Origin of the sequence: Streptomyces sp. NPDC001536, from assembly GCF_042894505.1 — a bacterium.
Taxonomy (GTDB): Bacteria; Actinomycetota; Actinomycetes; order Streptomycetales; family Streptomycetaceae; genus Streptomyces.
In genome coordinates this window covers 272585-288176 of the sequence record NZ_JBIAVQ010000013.1, presented here as the reverse complement: position 1 = coordinate 288176, position 15592 = coordinate 272585, and the positions used below count along the sequence as shown (strand labels likewise).

General features: G+C 73.5%; 16 protein-coding genes and 1 pseudogene. 11 read left to right on the top strand and 6 right to left on the bottom strand.

The genetic code is table 11. The features are described from left to right. Window positions 1-3 precede the first annotated feature (3 nt). On the top strand, window positions 4-1275 hold the full coding sequence (locus ACFY0U_RS32400; RefSeq protein ID WP_388641848.1) for a hypothetical protein: 1272 nt from the start codon (window positions 4-6) through the stop codon (window positions 1273-1275). Beyond that, entirely contained in the window at window positions 1272-1850 is a 579-nt protein-coding gene (locus ACFY0U_RS32395) for a hypothetical protein (RefSeq protein WP_388641846.1), read from the top strand. Before ACFY0U_RS32400 ends, ACFY0U_RS32395 begins: the two co-directional genes overlap by 4 nt. 316 nt (window positions 1851-2166) lie before the next feature. Here ACFY0U_RS32395 and ACFY0U_RS32390 read toward each other — a convergent pair whose 3' ends face one another. Together ACFY0U_RS32390 and ACFY0U_RS32385 are read right to left on the bottom strand one after the other, a co-directional pair. Continuing rightward, the gene (locus tag ACFY0U_RS32390; RefSeq protein WP_327715705.1) at window positions 2167-2574 is read right to left on the bottom strand and encodes a CoA-binding protein; all 408 of its coding nucleotides are present in this window, start codon (window positions 2572-2574) and stop codon (window positions 2167-2169) included. A gap of 85 nt (window positions 2575-2659) precedes the next feature. Further along, on the bottom strand, window positions 2660-3277 hold the full coding sequence (locus ACFY0U_RS32385) for a YitT family protein (protein ID WP_388641845.1): 618 nt from the start codon (window positions 3275-3277) through the stop codon (window positions 2660-2662). 98 nt (window positions 3278-3375) lie between these two features. On the opposite strand from ACFY0U_RS32385, the gene ACFY0U_RS32380 reads away from it, so the two are divergent. The 3 genes from ACFY0U_RS32380 to ACFY0U_RS32370 all read left to right on the top strand — a co-directional run bounded on the left by ACFY0U_RS32380 (window position 3376) and on the right by ACFY0U_RS32370 (window position 5579). Continuing rightward, window positions 3376-3837 (top strand): Lrp/AsnC family transcriptional regulator, encoded by a 462-nt coding sequence (locus ACFY0U_RS32380; protein ID WP_388641844.1) that lies wholly within the window; start codon window positions 3376-3378, stop codon window positions 3835-3837. A gap of 348 nt (window positions 3838-4185) precedes the next feature. Further along, window positions 4186-5040, top strand: coding sequence for a hypothetical protein (locus ACFY0U_RS32375; RefSeq protein WP_388641842.1), 855 nt, complete (start codon window positions 4186-4188; stop codon window positions 5038-5040). Continuing rightward, window positions 5037-5579 carry a SixA phosphatase family protein gene (locus ACFY0U_RS32370; RefSeq protein WP_388641841.1) on the top strand — a complete coding sequence of 181 codons (543 nt, stop codon included), beginning with the start codon at window positions 5037-5039 and terminating at the stop codon, window positions 5577-5579. The genes ACFY0U_RS32375 and ACFY0U_RS32370 overlap by 4 nt, the downstream gene beginning before the upstream one ends. A 31-nt stretch (window positions 5580-5610) precedes the next feature. Here the strand turns inward: ACFY0U_RS32370 and ACFY0U_RS32365 are convergent. Further along, a pseudogene (locus ACFY0U_RS32365) lies at window positions 5611-5803 on the bottom strand (hypothetical protein); the annotation flags it as partial. Window positions 5804-5892: 89 nt separating this feature from the next. Between ACFY0U_RS32365 and ACFY0U_RS32360 the strand changes: the two are divergent. The 3 genes from ACFY0U_RS32360 to ACFY0U_RS32350 are packed head-to-tail and all read left to right on the top strand — an operon-like array spanning window position 5893 to window position 10727. Further along, on the top strand, window positions 5893-6519 hold the full coding sequence (locus tag ACFY0U_RS32360) for a YigZ family protein (RefSeq protein WP_388641839.1): 627 nt from the start codon (window positions 5893-5895) through the stop codon (window positions 6517-6519). Window positions 6520-6570: 51 nt separating this feature from the next. Further along, the gene (locus ACFY0U_RS32355) at window positions 6571-7734 is read left to right on the top strand and encodes an exonuclease SbcCD subunit D (protein WP_388641838.1); all 1164 of its coding nucleotides are present in this window, start codon (window positions 6571-6573) and stop codon (window positions 7732-7734) included. Then, window positions 7731-10727, top strand: coding sequence for an AAA family ATPase (locus ACFY0U_RS32350; RefSeq protein WP_388641836.1), 2997 nt, complete (start codon window positions 7731-7733; stop codon window positions 10725-10727). The genes ACFY0U_RS32355 and ACFY0U_RS32350 overlap by 4 nt, the downstream gene beginning before the upstream one ends. A 1-nt stretch (window position 10728) precedes the next feature. Here ACFY0U_RS32350 and ACFY0U_RS32345 read toward each other — a convergent pair whose 3' ends face one another. Next, entirely contained in the window at window positions 10729-11175 is a 447-nt protein-coding gene (locus tag ACFY0U_RS32345; RefSeq protein ID WP_266895434.1) for an Lrp/AsnC family transcriptional regulator, read from the bottom strand. A gap of 135 nt (window positions 11176-11310) precedes the next feature. Between ACFY0U_RS32345 and ACFY0U_RS32340 the strand changes: the two genes are divergently transcribed. The 3 genes from ACFY0U_RS32340 (at window position 11311) to ACFY0U_RS32330 (ending at window position 13318) form a co-directional block, all read left to right on the top strand. Continuing rightward, the gene (locus ACFY0U_RS32340) at window positions 11311-11793 is read left to right on the top strand and encodes a rhodanese-like domain-containing protein (RefSeq protein WP_388641835.1); all 483 of its coding nucleotides are present in this window, start codon (window positions 11311-11313) and stop codon (window positions 11791-11793) included. 131 nt (window positions 11794-11924) lie between these two features. Beyond that, window positions 11925-12443, top strand: a complete 519-nt coding sequence (locus ACFY0U_RS32335; RefSeq protein ID WP_388641833.1) for an immunity 21 family protein — start codon at window positions 11925-11927, stop codon at window positions 12441-12443. A gap of 41 nt (window positions 12444-12484) precedes the next feature. Then, window positions 12485-13318: an SDR family oxidoreductase gene (locus ACFY0U_RS32330; RefSeq protein ID WP_388641831.1), complete on the top strand. Its 834-nt coding sequence runs from the start codon at window positions 12485-12487 to the stop codon at window positions 13316-13318. 10 nt (window positions 13319-13328) lie between these two features. Here the strand turns inward: ACFY0U_RS32330 and ACFY0U_RS32325 are convergent, their stop codons facing one another. Further along, window positions 13329-15017, bottom strand: a complete 1689-nt coding sequence (locus ACFY0U_RS32325) for a DUF885 domain-containing protein (protein ID WP_388641830.1) — start codon at window positions 15015-15017, stop codon at window positions 13329-13331. A 32-nt stretch (window positions 15018-15049) separates the two neighbouring features. Next, window positions 15050-15541: an Lrp/AsnC family transcriptional regulator gene (locus ACFY0U_RS32320; RefSeq protein WP_307033663.1), complete on the bottom strand. Its 492-nt coding sequence runs from the start codon at window positions 15539-15541 to the stop codon at window positions 15050-15052. Window positions 15542-15592 lie beyond the last annotated feature (51 nt).

The following is a 15592-nucleotide window of genomic DNA, read 5'->3' as shown; positions in this document are numbered from 1 at the left end:
GTTTTGGCCAGCAGGAAACCCACCCGGCACCAGCCCACGCCACCCGTCCCGGAGCCCGCGCCGCCCGCCCCCGAGCCCTCGGACACGTTGCGCACGGCCGCCGACCGGCTGGCCGAGCTGGCCGGCGAGTGCCCCGAGGACAGCACCGGGCGGACCGTGCTGACCTGGATCGCCGACGACGCCCGGGCCGGCGGGCGCGCCCTGTCCGGGGTCAACCTGCTGCACGCCTATCCGCCCGACACGCTGGTGCCGGACGAGCCGGCGGGCAGGAGCGGGCTCATAGCCGTCGTGTCCACGCTCCGGGACGTGGCGGTCTTCCTGCCGATCGTGCTCACATGGCTGTCCCTGTGGTTCGCGTTCCGGGACTTCGAGGACGCGCCGGAGGGCACCAACTTCCTGACGCTGTGGTCCTCGGGCCTCGGCGGTACCGCGGTGCTGCTCGTCGTCGTCCTCATCGGCGGGGTGGTCCTCGCGACCCTGTGGCTGCAACGCCTGGAATGGGCCGCCGAGCGCGACTCCTCCCGCGAGCGGCTGCGCGGACAGGTCGCCGGACAGCTGGCCGTCCTCACCATGGAGCTGGCCAAGTACGCGGTGCTGGAGGCGCAGGCGGTGCCCGCGGGCCAACTCGTCGGCATCGCACGGGACATCACCCGCAGCACCGCGGAACTCTCCCGCACGATGTCGGACAGCGCCGACCGGATGGAGCGGATCTTCGAGCCCGGCCCGGAGGGCAGGTTCGTCACCGCGATCGACAAGTGGACCGAGTCGGCGGGCGAGTTGGGGGCGATGGGCCGCTCCCTGACCGTGCCGCACCAGCTGGTGCGCGACTTCGCCCGGATGCGCGAGGAGCTGCGCGCCGACGAGACGGCGACGCGGGAGTCGCTCACCCGGCTGCTCGCCGAGCTGCGCAAGGCGGCCGGCAGCTCCCAGGAGGCCAACCGGGTGCACGCCACGGTCGCCGACGAGGTCTCGGAGACCACCCGCAAGGTCGGCGTGGCCATGCAGCTGCTGAGCGACAACAGCGAGCGGATGTACTCCTACATGGACGCCCTGGAACGGGTGCTCGCCCTGCTCCAGAACGACCGGCCGGGCGGCTACGGCCCGCTGCCGATGTCGAACTCCGACGGTATGTCGAACGGCGCCTACAACGGCGGACGCGGGAACGGCCACGGTGGCCCGCAGCCCCCGCCCGAGACTCCCCGGCCGGACAACGGGGCCGGGACACCGCCGCCCCGCCGCCCCGGTGACGACTGGTACGGGCAGGACCAGGGATGAGGAGGCGCCCGACGGGCACCGGCGTCGCCCCGCGCCACCTCGCGGGCTGGCTCTTCGCGGACCTGTTCCTGGTCCTGTTCCTCGTCGTGCTCGGCATGGTCGCGTCCGACGGCACGGACAAGGCGTCGGGCACCGACAGAACCCCGAAGCCGTCCGCCTCGCCCTCCGCCGCCTCGCCCTCCCCGTCCCGAACCGCCAAGGGCCCGCTGGGACTCGACCCGAAACGGCACACCTTCACCGTGTCCCTGTCCTCCGGAGCGACCGGGCGCGCCTCCGGCAGGGGCAGCCTGAACGCGGTCGACCGCAAGAAGGTCGTCGCGGCCCTGGACAGGGAGATCCGCAGGAGCGGCGACGAGCGCCGCATCGGCATGGTCATCACCTTCGGAGTGGCCCCGCAGGCCCAGCTGGGGGCGGCGACGGACCTCGCGGAGGACGTGAACCGCATCCTCAAGTCCGAGCGCCCACAGGCGTTTTGCGGCGGGAACGTCGGCACGAGACCGTTCTGGTCCGGGGGTTCGGCGGACCGGGTGGAGATCGAGCTGTACTACATCAACGCGTGCGAGGGGCAGGGGTAGAGAGCGCGGCTCCGCATCCACTCCGCGCGCGGCGGAAACCCGTATGACCACTGGAGCCGTCCGGGGTGTCGGCGCTGCGCGCGGCGACCCGCACCGGCCCCCCCGTCGGCGGGGAAGCCCTCCGCGGCCTGCGCGCCCATCAGGAACTCGCCGCCGGGCCGCGCCATCATGCCGCCGTCCGGACCCCGGGGAGCCCGTGCCGGCGGGTACGGGCCGTGGCTCCTCGCCCGGGCCGCCTGTCGACGGCATGCAGCGGCGGGCGGGTGACGGCGACTCGTGCATGCCGCGAGGCTGGGCGACGTTCCGGTGCGGCCGGTCAGCCGAGTCGGGGGATCTCGATGGCCGGGCAGCGGTCCATGACCATCTCCAGACCGGCGGCACGGGTGCGCTCGTACGCGGCCTCGTCGATCACTCCGAGCTGGTACCAGACGGCCTTGGCGCCCTTCGCGACGGCCTCGTCGGCGACGGCACCGGCGAGGTCGCTGTTGACGAACACGTCCACGACGTCGACGTCGAAGGGGATCGCCTCCAGCGAGGGGTAGCCCTGCTCGCCGTGGACCGTCTCCGCCTTGGGGTGCACGGGCACGATGCGTTTGCCGTACCGCTGGAGCACGTCCGCGACACCGTAGGCCGCGCGCCGCTGGTTCGACGACAGGCCCACGATCGCCCACGTGTCGCCGCTCTCGGTGAGGATCTTGCGGATCGTTGCTGGGTCGCCGTACACGCTCGGCCTCCTCGGAAGTCCTGCCAGGGGTGGTGTGCGCGACAACAGCGGACCGGGCGCCGGGATTCCCACGGCGGCCTGTGCCTCAGAGCGCCGCGGGGTAGCGGCCCGGTCGGTGGTTCATGACGAGGACCAGGTTCAGCACGGCGACCCCCATGGCAGACAGGGCGACGGTGTGGAGCGGCGCCGTCACGGCCGACAGGGCGACGACCGTGGCGTCGAGCGCGAGGAGCACGTATCCGGCCCGCCACCCCAGACGGTCCTGGCAGAGGAGGGCGACGACGTTGAAGCCGCCGAGGCTGGAGTGGTGGCGCAACACGATGAGCAGACCGAGGCCTCCGGCGAGGTTGCCCATGACCACGGCGTACACCGGGTTGATCCGGGCCCCCTCGATGTACAGCGGGTGCAGCAGCGAGAACGCCGACAGCGCGGCCACCGCCAGCACCGAACTCACGACGAACCGCCACCCCCGGCGTGTCCAGGCCAGCACCGCGAAGGGCAGGTTCACGAGGGCGAAGGCGACACCGAACGGACAGTGCAGCAGCCGGCTGAGCAGCAGTACGAGGCCGGCCGTGCCACCGGTCACCGCGCCGGCGGTGCCGATCAGGAACAGCCCGAAAGACGTGACGAAGGTGCCGACGGCGATGGCGACGACGTTCTCGGCGAGGCTGTGCGGGACGGGGAGGGAAGCGGACTCGTGCATGTCGTCAGCCTGGAGAAGAGGCTCGGTATGCGCAACATGCGATCTGGGGACTGAGCAGAATGGAATCTCCTGGACGGCTCAGATCGCATAATGCTCAGATGGACAGCCTCGACGCCCAGATCCTCCTCGCCCTCGACGACGAGCCGGACGCCACAGCCCTGGCGCTCGCCGCACGGCTGGGAATCGCCCGCAACACCCTCAGCGCCCGCTTGCAGCGCATGCAGCGGTCGGGCGTCCTCCGGGAGTTCACCCGCCGCGTCGATCCGGCCGTCCTCGGCCACGGACTGACCGCCTTCGTGTCCATCGCGCTGAGCCAGACCGACTCGGCCCACGCCATGCGGACGCTGCGCGGCATCCCGGAGGTGGTCGAGATGCACTCCACGACAGGAGAGGCCGACCTGCTGGTGAAGGTGGTCGCCCGGGACACCGCCGACCTCCACCGGATCACGGGCCGGATCCTCGACGCACCGGGCGTGGTGCGCACCAGCACCGCCATCTCGCTGTGCGAGGAGATGCCGCTGCGGATCCGGGCGCTCATCGAGGAGGCCGCGAAGGGCTGATCACGCGGACGGAACACCCCGTGCGGCGACGGCCGCGGCCCGGCACGGGTGCTGGGCGGCCATGCGGCGCCCTGCGCCGGAGAACAGGGCGCCGACCGGATGCGGGAGCGTCGCGGACTGTCAGGGGGTTGGTCGTGGGTCATCGCGCGGCGACGCTCGACGAGCGCCCTTGACGGGCCGTAGTGCTCCCGCACCCTTGGGGGAGTTCCCCGCGAGTGGGCGTGGGGAACTGGGTGGGGGCCAGGGGTGTCGGGCGGTCCCTCGCCGCATGCCCTGCGCGACCGCCGCGGTGACCGGAATCCGCGCCACCTGCCTGCGGACGGCTCCGACCCCGCCTACGCTCACCTCGTGCTGCGCATCATCGACGCCCGAACAGGCGCCCCCGTCGAAGCCGTCCCCGCCCGCCGTGGCCTGACCCGCGTCGAGGCGCATGTGGAGAGGTACGACGCCACCGCCCTGCGCGTCCTCCTCGTCGCCGACGTCCTCGTCCGCGCCCTCGAACTCGGCGGCACGCCCGTCTGGTCCTTCCTCAGCGCCGAACGCGACCACGCGGAGCTGCGCACGGGCGCCGCGACCCTCGGCGTCCGCCCCTTCGAGGACGGCCGGGCCACCGGTCCGGGTCCGGGGGCGGCGCAGATCATCCACGTGGTGGGCGAGGGCGGGGCGACGCCGGACGGGGTGCGGGTGGCGGTCGCGCCGGTCGAACCGGAGGTGGCGCACGGCGCGCAGACCGCCGACGTGGAGGGGCTGGGTGGCCGGGCGGGTGCCGGTGCCTCGGCCGGCCTCGACTCGGCGCAGCCCGCACACGAGGCTGACGGCGACCGGGCCCGCATCGCCGCGTCCGCGCCCGCCTCCTGGACGGCCGCCGACCCCGGCACGCTCCGCCTGGCCCTGCTCTCCCGCCGCCGAGGCCTCCCCGTGCGGCTCGACGCGGACGCGCTGAGCGACGCCCACGACACCCTCGTACGCTGGCGCCGTGCCGTCGCCGAATGGGCGCGGCAGCCGTCGCGGCCGGTCCCCGAGGAGGCGCGCGGGGAGCTGCGGGCCGCCTGGGAGGACGACCTGGACGTGCCCGGGGTCCTGCGCACGCTGCGGTGGGTCGAGGCCTCCGAATTCCCGGAGGGCGCCCGCTTCGAGACATACGCCTATGCCGACCGGCTCCTCGGCCTGGAGCTGACCCGCGAGCTGGGAAGCCTCGCGTGATCGCGCGCGCCGGAGCGGGCCCGCTGCGCCGTCTGGTCGTGCTGCGGCACGCCAAGTCGGCCTGGCCCGAGGGCGTCCCCGACCACCAGCGCCCACTGGCCCCGCGCGGCCGCCGGGACGCGCCCGCCGCCGGCCGCGCGCTCGTCGAGGACGACGTCCTGCCCGACCTCGCGCTGTGCTCCACCGCCGTCCGCGCCCGTCAGACCTGGGACCTCGCCTCCGCCCAGTGGGGCACCCCGCCACCGGTCCGGCACGACGCGCGCCTCTACGGAGCCGACGTGGCCGAACTCCTCGACGTCGTGCACGAGGTGCCCGCCGAGGTCGAGACGCTGCTGCTGGTCGGCCACAACCCCGGTCTGGAGGAACTCGTCCTCGCCCTGGCGGGCGACGGCCTCGACGACACCCTGGAGCGGGTCCGGATGAAGTTCCCGACCGCGGCCGTCGCCGTGCTGACCTGGCGCGGCACCGGGTGGGAGGCCCTGCTTCCCGGCACGGCGCTGCTGACCGCGGTGACGGTGGCGAGGGGGAAGAAGCAGTGAGCGCGGAAAAGCGGTACGTCTTCCTCGACCACCCCTCGCCGTGCGGACTCTCGTGCGCCACCCGCCGGTAGACGGGCAGCGCGCCGAGCAGGGTCAGCGCGATCAGTACGAGGGTCGCGAGCGGGGGAGGGGAGTCCGGCCGCGAGTGCGGCGATGCCGGGCTGGTAGCCGAGGGCGGAGAAGCAGTCGACGCCGGTGAGACACATGACACGCCACCACTTGGTCCGGTGCTCTCCCTGCGCGCGATCTTCCCCACATCGCCGCCCGCACCTCCGGGGCGGGCAAGCCGGGACGGTCCGCATAGGGTGGCCGGATGCAGGACGAGTACCGCACAGTCGCCCACGCGGGCGTGCACGAGACCGAGGTCAACCGCTCGCGCTTCCTGTGCGCCCTCGCCCCCGCGGCCACCGAGCAGGAGGCCCAGGACTTCGTCGCGGCCGTCCGCAAGGAGCACGCCGACGCCACCCACAACTGCTTCGCCTACGTCATCGGCGCCGACGCCGCGATCCAGAAGGCGAGCGACGACGGCGAACCCGGCGGCACCGCGGGCGTCCCCATGCTCCAGATGCTGCTGCGCCGCGACATGCGGTACGCCGTCGCCGTCGTCACCCGCTACTACGGCGGCGTCAAGCTCGGCGCGGGCGGCCTCATCCGCGCGTACGGCGGAGCGGTCGGCGAGGCCCTGGACGCCCTCGGCACGATCACCCGCCGCCGCTTCCGCCTCGCCACCGTCACCGTCGACCACCAGCGCGCCGGCAAACTCCAGAACGACCTCCGCTCGACCGGCCGCGAGGTACGCGACGTGCGCTACGCCGAGGCGGTCACCATCGAGATCGGCCTGCCGGACTCGGACGTCCCGGCCTTCGAGACCTGGCTCGCCGACGTCACCGCCGGGACGGCCGGGTTCGAACTGGGTGGAGAGGCCTATGGCGATGCCTGAAAGGCCGGTAACCGCCCGTGATGTCAGACCCGGCCGTTAGTCTCGGGGATCATGCGACTGCTGCACACTTCCGACTGGCATCTCGGCCGGGCGTTCCACCGCGTCAACATGCTCGGGGCGCAAGCCGAGTTCATCGGCCATCTCGTCACCACCGTGCGTGAGCGCGGCGTGGACGCCGTGGTCGTGTCGGGAGACGTGTACGACCGGGCGGTTCCGCCGCTCGCCGCGGTCGAGCTGTTCGACGATGCCCTGCACCGGCTGGCCGACCTCGGTGTGCCCACGGTGATGATCTCCGGGAACCACGACTCCGCGAGGCGGCTGGGCGTGGGAGCCGGCCTCATCGACCGCGCGGGCATCCACCTGCGGACCGAGCCCGCGGCGTGCGGGACACCGGTGGTCCTGGCGGACGCTTTGGGTGACGTGGCCTTCTACGGGCTGCCGTATCTGGAACCCGCCCTGGTGAAGGACGAGTTCGGCGTGGAGAAGGCCGGCCACGAGGCCGTGCTCGCCGCCGCCATGGACCGGGTCCGCGCCGACCTCGCCGCACGCGCGCGCGGGACCCGATCCGTCGTCCTCGCCCACGCCTTCGTCACCGGCGGCGAGGCCAGCGACAGCGAGCGGGACATCACGGTCGGCGGCGTGGCCGCCGTGCCCGCCGGCGTCTTCGACGGTGTCGACTACGCGGCGCTGGGACATCTGCACGGCTGCCAGACCATCACCGAGCGCGTGCGCTACTCCGGCTCCCCGCTGCCGTACTCCTTCTCGGAGGCCGACCACCGCAAGAGCATGTGGCTGATCGACCTGGACGCCGAGGGCGCGGTGACCTCCGAGCGGATCGACTGCCCGGTGCCCCGCGCGCTGGCCCGCATCCGCGGCACGCTGGAGGACCTGCTCGCCGACCCGGAGCTCACGCGCCACGAGGAGGCCTGGGTCGAGGCGACGCTCACCGACGCGGTCCGTCCCGCCGACCCCATGGCCCGGCTCACCGAGCGCTTCCCGCACACCCTCAGCCTCGCCTTCGACCCCGAGCGGACCCCGGACGACCCCGACGTGTCCTACGCCCAGCGGCTCGCGGACCGCAGCGACCAGGAGATCGCCGAGGACTTCGTGGCCCATGTGCGCGGCGCGGGGCCCGACGAACACGAACAGGGTGTGCTGCGCGACGCGTTCGACGCGGTGCGCGCGGACGAGGCGGTACGGGAGGTGGCGCGATGAGGCTGCACCGGTTGGGGGTCACCGCCTTCGGGCCCTTCGGCGGCTCCCAGACCGTCGACTTCGACGAGCTGTCCGGCGCGGGGCTGTTCCTGCTCCATGGGCCGACCGGAGCCGGAAAGACCTCGGTGCTCGACGCTGTCTGCTACGCCCTCTACGGAGCCGTTCCCGGTGCCCGGCAGAGCGGACAGGGGATGACCCTGCGCAGCGACCATGCCGCCGCCGAGACCCGTACCGAGGTCCGTCTCGAACTGACCATCGCCGAAAGGCGGCTGGAGATCACCCGGCAGCCGCCCTGGGAGCGCCCCAAGAAGAAGGGCCGTCCTGGGACCACGGTCGACAAGGCCCAGAGCTGGCTGCGCGAGTACGACGCCCGGGCCGGCACTTGGAAGGACCTCAGCCGCTCCCACCAGGAGATCGGCGAGGAGATCACCCAGCTGCTCGGCATGAGCCGCGAACAGTTCTGCCAGGTCGTGCTGTTGCCCCAGGGCGACTTCGCCCGCTTCCTGCGCGCCGACGCCGAGGCGCGCGGCCGGCTGCTGGGCCGGCTCTTCGACACCCACCGCTTCGCCGAGGTAGAGAAGCGCCTCGCCGAACGCCGCCGCGCCACCGAGACACAGGTCCGCGACGGCGACACCGAACTCCTCGCCGACGCCCACCGCATGCAGCAGGCGGCCGGCGACGCCATGCGGCTCCCCGACGCCGCACCGGGCGAGCCGGGTCTCGCCGACGCCGTCATGGGCGCGGCCGCCGTCGCCCGCAGCACCGCCCGGGAACAGCTCACCATCGCCCACAGCCGGCTCGCGGCCGCCGAGTCCGCCCAGGCCGCCGCCGAACGCGCACTGGCCGACGCACGCGAACTGGCGCGACTGCAACAGCGGTTCACCCAGGCGCGGGACCGGGCCGCCCTGATGGAGGAGCGCTCCGACGGCTACCGGCAGGCGCAGGTCCGCATGGAGCGGGCCCGTAAGGCGGAGGCCGTGGCGCCCGCGCTGGAGCTGCGGGAGGCCGCCGACGCCGAGCACGGCAGAGCGGGCATCGCACAGTCACGCGCGCGTGCCCTGCTGCCGGACACCTTCGCGGACGCCGGAGCCGCCGGGCTCGCGGCCGCCGCCCGCCGGGCCGCCGAGGAGCTGGGCGGGCTGGAGTCGGCGCGGCGCGGCGAGCAGCGGCTGGCCGAACTCGTCGCCGAGCGCGCGGGGCTGGACCGTCAGGAGCGTGCGGACGAGGACGTCCTCCAGGAGGCGGAGGCGTGGCTCGCCGGGTGGGAGACGATCCGCGCCGGGCTTCAGTCCCGGATCGACTCCGCACAGGAGGCCGCGACGCGGGCCGAGCAGCTCGGCGCGCAGCGCGAGCCCGCCCGGAAGCGGCTGAACGCCGCGCGGATGCGGGACCAGCTGGCCGGAGACACCGACACGATCGCCGACCGCGTCCGCCTCGCCCAGCAGGACGCGCTCGCGGCCAAGGCGCACTGGCTCGACGTCAAGGAGCAGCGCCTGAGCGGCATCGCCGCCGAGCTCGCCGCTCAGCTGGAGGACGGCCACCCCTGTGCCGTCTGCGGTGCGACCGACCACCCCGCCCCGGCCCGCAAGGACGCCGGGCACGTCGACCGGGAGGCCGAGGAGCGCGCGCTGGCCGCCTACCAGCAGGCGGACGAACGGCACATCGAGCAGGAACGGCGCCTGGGCACCGTACGCGAGGCGCTGGCCGCCGCCACGGCGGAGGCGGGGGACACCCCCACCGAGCAACTCGCCGCGGCCTCCGAGGAGTTGGAGCGGCTGTACGCCCAGGCCCACCGGGACGCCTCGGACCTGCACCCCGCGCGCGAGGAGCTGCGCCGGCAGGAGGCCGAGCACGAGCAGCGGACCGCCGCACGCCAGCAGGCCGAGGTCCGGGCCGCCTCCCGGGTGGGGCACCGGGAGCGGCTGGACCAGGAACGGGCCCTGCTGGAGGAGGAGTTGACCCAGGCGCGCGGCCCCGCCGACAGTGTGGCCGCGCGGGCCGCCCAGTTGGAGCGGCAGGCCGCCCTGCTCACCGACGCCGCCGACGCCGCCCGCGCCGCCGAGGACACCGCCCAGCGGCTCAAGGACGCCGACGCCCGGCTCGCCGACGCGGCCTTCCGGGCCGGTTTCGAGACACCGCAGGCCGCGGCCGAGGCCCTCCTCGACGACGCGGCCCATCGTGACCTCCAACGGCGGCTCGACGCCTGGCAGTCGGAGGAGGCCGCCGTGCGGGCCGTGCTCGCCGAGGCCGAGACCGCCGCCGCCGCTCAGCAGCCGCCCGCCGACCTCGCGTCGGCCGAGCGGAGCGCCGCCCTCGCGGACCGGCGGGTCCGTGACGCGGCCTCCGCGCGCGACGCCGCCGCCCGGCGCTGCGCCGACCTCGACCGGCTCTCCACGCGCGCGGCCGGCTCCGTACGCCGACTCGCCCCGCTGCGCGAGGAGTACGACCGCGTGGCCCGCCTCGCCTCGCTGGCCGCGGGCACGTCGGCGGACAACGAACGCAAGATGCGCCTGGAGTCGTACGTCCTGGCGGCCCGTCTGGAGCAGGTCGCCGCCGCCGCGACCGTCCGGCTGCTGCGGATGTCCTCCGGCCGCTACACCCTCGTCCACTCCGACGACCGGGCAGGGCGCGGCCGCAGCGGGCTCGGGCTGCATGTCGTCGACGCCTGGACCGGTCGTGAGCGGGACACGGCCACGCTGTCCGGCGGCGAGACGTTCTTCGCCTCGCTCGCCCTCGCCCTCGGACTCGCGGACGTCGTCACCGACGAGGCCGGCGGGGTCCGCCTGGACACCCTCTTCATCGACGAGGGCTTCGGCAGCCTCGACGACCAGACCCTGGACGAGGTCCTCGACGTCCTGGACTCGCTGCGCGAACGGGACCGCAGCGTCGGCATCGTGAGCCATGTCGCCGACCTGCGGCGCCGCATCCACGCGCAGCTGGAGGTCGTGAAGGGGCGGGCCGGGTCGGCGCTGCGGCAGCGCGGCGCGGGGTGAGTCAGCGGCCCAGCGGGCGGCGGGGGAGCGGCGAGGAGTAGACGACGCTCGTGGTCACCGAGCCCAGCGAGCCGATCTTGCCCGACACCTCCTCCAGGTGCCGCATCGAGCGGGCGGCGACCTTGATGACGAAGCAGTCGTCGCCCGTGACGTGGTGCGCCTCCAGGATCTCCGGCGTCACCTCGACGAGGTCGTGGAACGGCTTGTAGTTGCCGTTCGGGTACCGCAGCCGCACGAACGCCAGGATCGGCAGCCCCAGCCGGTCCGGGTCGACCACCGCGGAGTACCCCTGGATCACCCCCGCCTCCTCCAGCCGGCGCACCCGCTCGGTCACCGCGCTCGGGGACATGGAGACGGCACGGGCGAGCTCGGCGAAGCTGGCCCGGCCCTCCCGCTGGAGGACTTCGAGGATGCGCCAGTCGGTGGCGTCCGGGGAAAACGCGGTCATGCCCGAGAGATAGCAGGGGATTCACCGGCCGATCAAGCCGAAGGCCGGGGATCGGCACTTCTGAATCATGATCATCGGCCGTAGATTTCTGGTCGTGGAGCCACGCCACGAGAACCGCCAGGGAAAGGCCAGAGCATGAGCACCAGCACCACCGTCGTCAACCCCGTCCTGCGTGTCGCCCCCGCGGCTCCGGCCGAGGCCGCCGCCTACTTCCGGGCGAGCCTCGTCTTCCACGCCGACGTGTCGGACGTCGCCGCCGCCCTCGCCGCCGACGGCGACCCCGGCTTCGTCGTCCTCGACTCCCGCTCCACCGAGGCCTGGGACCAGGGCCACATCCCCGGCGCCGTCCACCTGCCGACCGCACTCATCCCCGAGCAGGCCGAGCAGCTCCTCGACAAGAGCGTGCCGGTCGTGACGTACTGCTGGGGCCCCGGCTGCAACGGCGCCACCCGCTCGGCCCTCGCCCTCGCCGAACTCGGTTACCAGGTCAAGGAGATGCTCGGCGGCTTCGAGTACTGGGCGCGCGAGGGCTTCGCGTTCGAGACCTGGGAGGGCACGGAGCGCCGCGCCGCCGACCCGCTGACGGCACCGGTGGGTGCGGAGAACTGCGGGTGCTGAGCCCGGCGTTCCGAGGAGCGGCTCCGTAGCTGAATCCGGTGTTCCGAGGAGCGGCACGGTGGCTGAATCCGGTGTTCCGCTTTTTGGTATCCGCCGACGCGCGCTGTCATGCACGCGGTAGATTCCGCGCCATGGTGCGATACGCGGAGCCGGGCGCGGCGGAGTGGGTCGAGTCGGGCGGCGGGCCGCTGATAGCGGTGCCGGAGACGGTGCTTCCGTTCTGGGCGGGTGCCGACGGCGACGAGCTGGCCTCGGACTACGACCGGGCCTGCGAGGTGGACGGATACGTCGGGCTGCTGCCCGTCGGGGACAGCGCGGCGCTCGTGCTCGGCGACGAGCCCGCCTCCACCACGTATCTGCCGGACCACGGCATCTTCGTACGGTGGTCCGCGGGGGAGTCCGAGGAGCAGCTGCTGGCCGAGGTGCCGGCCGCGCTCGACACCGCGGTGTGGGGGCCCGAGGTGGCCTGGAACGTGCCGGGACCGGTGCTGCTGTTCGACGCCGCGTGGCCCGGGAACGACTCCCTGCGCACCGATCACGTGTGGATCGCACTGGACCCCGGCCGCTACGCGGTGCGCGCGGCGCAGGTGCGGCCCGGTCCGGAGACCTGGCTGGGACTCGTACAACTGAGACCGCTGGCGCACGGATAATCACATGCGCCACCCGGACGACCTGACCATCATGGTCGTCCATGCCCCGACTCCCGCACCCCGCCCCCGAAGACCTCCGCCGCGACCCCCTGCCCCTGCGCGGGCGCACCGCCCTGGTCACCGGCGCCAGCAGACGCGGCGGCATCGGGCACGCGGTGGCCCGCCGGCTGGCCGCGTACGGGGCGAGCGTCTATCTGCACCACCATGTGCCGCACGACGCCGCCCAGCCGTGGGGCGCCGACCGCCCCGAGGACGTGCTCGCCTCCGTACGCGCGGCCCTCGGCGACCCGCGGGCCCGGGTCGAAGCGGGCCCCGGTGACCTGTCCGACCCGGCCGCACCCGCCGAACTGATCGACACCGCCGCCTCCGCGCTCGGCGGCCGCCTCGACATCCTGGTCGCCAACCACGCCCTCAGCGGCAGCGACGGCGCCCTCGACGAGATCGACGCGGCCATGCTCGACGCGCACTGGGCGGTCGACACCCGCTCGGTACTGCTGCTCGTCCAGGCCTACGCCCGGCACCGCTCGGACACCCCGGGCGGCCGGATCGTGATGATGACCTCCGGCCAGGACATCGCCGGCGGCATGCCGGGCGAGATCGCCTACGCCCTTCAGAAGGGCGCCCTCGCCTCCATCACCCGCTCGCTGTCGACGACGCTCGCCGACCAGGCGATCACCGTGAACGCCGTCAACCCCGGCCCCGTGGACACCGATTACCTGACCGGCGAGGTGTACGAGGCCGTCGCGGCCCGCTTCCCCGCCGGCCGCTGGGGCATGCCGGACGACCCCGCCCGCCTCATCGCCTGGCTGGCGACGGACGAGGCGGGCTGGGTCACCGGGCAGGTGATCGACTCCGAGGGCGGATTCCGCCGCTGAGCCGGCCGGTTCAGAGCACGGAGAGCTCGTCCACCAGGTCGTCGAGACCGAGGGAACCCTGCGAGAGCGCCGCCATGTGCCACGCCTTGAGGTCGAAGGCGGCGCCGTGGCGGCTCCGCGCGTTCTCCCGGCCCAGCAGCCAGGCCCGCTCCCCCAGCTTGTAGCCGATCGCCTGCCCCGGGATCGTCAGATACCGGGTCAGCTCGCTCTCCACGAAGTCCGCCGGACGGCTGCTGTGCGCGCCGAAGAACTCCTGCGCCAGATCCGGGGTCCACCGTTCGCCCGGGTGGAACGGCGAGTCGGCCGGGATCTCCAGCTCCAGGTGCATACCGATGTCCACGATGACCCGCGCGGCCCGCATCATCTGCGCGTCGAGGTAACCGAGCCGCTGCTCCGCGTCCGTGAGGAACCCGAGCTCGTCCATCAGCCGCTCCGCGTACAGCGCCCAGCCCTCGGCGTTGGCACTGACGATGCCGACGGTGGCCTGGTAGCGGGAGAGGCTGTCGGCGACGTGCACCCACTGCGCGAGCTGGAGGTGATGGCCCGGGACGCCCTCGTGGTACCAGGTCGACACCAGGTCGTACGCCGGGAAGCGGGTCTGGCCCATCGTCGGCAGCCAGGTGCGGCCCGGGCGGGAGAAGTCCTCCGACGGGGGCGTGTAGTACGGGGCCGCCGCGCCGCCGGGCGGAGCGATGCAGGACTCCACCTTCCGTACCCGCTCGGCGAGTTCGAAGTGCGTGCCGTCCAGCGACTCGATCGCCTGGCTCATCAGACCCTGGAGCCAGTCCCGGACCTCGTCGACGCCCTCGATGTGCTTGCCGTGCTCGTCGAGGTGCGCGAGCGCCACCCACGGAGTCTCGGCGCCGGGGAGGATCTTCTCGGCCTCCTTCTTCATCTCGGCGAGGAGGCGGTGGTACTCGGACCAGCCGTACGCGTACGCCTCGTCCAGGTCGAGGTCCGTGCCGTTGAAGTAGCGCGACCAGTGGGCGTAGCGCTCACGGCCCACCGTGTTCGGCGCGCCCTCGATCGCCGGCGCGTACACGTCCCGCATCCAGTCCCGCAGCTCAGCGACCGAGGCGGTCGCGGCGCGGGCGGCCTCGTCCAGTTCGGCGCGCAGCGCCTCGGGACCGTCCGCCGCGAAGTCCTCGAACCAGCCGCGGCCCTCACCCGTGTCCGCCCACTCGGTGAGCTGCTCGACGAAGGTGGCCGTGGGGCGCGGGGACGCGTACAGCTTGCGTTCCAGACCGAGCGCGAGGGACTCGCGGTACCCGGCGTACGCGGCCGGCACGGCCCGCAGCCGCTCGGCGATCGCGGCCCAGTCCTCGTCCGTGTCCTGCGGCGTCACGGTGAACACCTCGCGCACCGAGTGCGCCGCCGTCGCCATGTTGCCGACCGAGCGCAGCCCCTCGTCCGCCTGGTGCACGGCGAGCTCGGCCGTGAGCCGCTCGCGCAGCAGCCGGGCGCAGCGGCGCTCGATGTCACTGTCCGCACCGGGCCGCCGCTCGGCCTCGTCGAGCCTGGCGAGCGTGGCCCGCTGAAGCTCCGCGAGCGCCTCCTGGCCCGCCGGCGAGGTGTCGGGCAGCCTGCTCGAACTCTCCTTCACGCCGAGATACGTACCGGTGATCGGATCGAGGGCGATGAGGTCGTCGACGTAGGCGTCGGCGACCTCACGGGGCAGCGGGCTCTTGGTCTCTGACATGCGGTCCATCCTCATACGAGGGGCCGCGCACGTCACGCGGATTGAGCCGAGGGCGTAGGCGGCAGCAGCGGCCCGCAGTCCCACTGCTGGAAGATCAACCGGGTCTCCACCCGGGCCACTTCCCGATGGGCCGTGAACTCGTCCAGGACCAGGCGCTGGAGATCCGTCATGTCCGCGACGGCGACATGGACGAGGTAGTCGTCGGGGCCGGTGAGATGGAAGACGGTCCGCGACTCCGGCAGCGCCCGGATGCGCTCCACGAACGGCCCCACCAACTCCCGCCGATGCGGCCTGACCTGCACGGACAGCAGTGCTTCCAGGCCGCGCCCCAGCTTCGTGGGATCCAGCCGCAGCTGATGGCCGAGGATCACGCCGGCGCGCCGCAGCCGGGTCACCCGGTCCAGGCAGGTCGACGCCGCGACCCCCACCTGGGCGGCGAGGTCGCGATAGGTGGTCCGGGCGTCGTTCTGCAGCAGCCGCAGAAGATGAAGGTCCACCGGATCCAGTACGACAGATTCGGCCATCGGCCGAACGTAGCACGGTGTTCGAATCCCTCAACCCGGCCGGTGTTCACT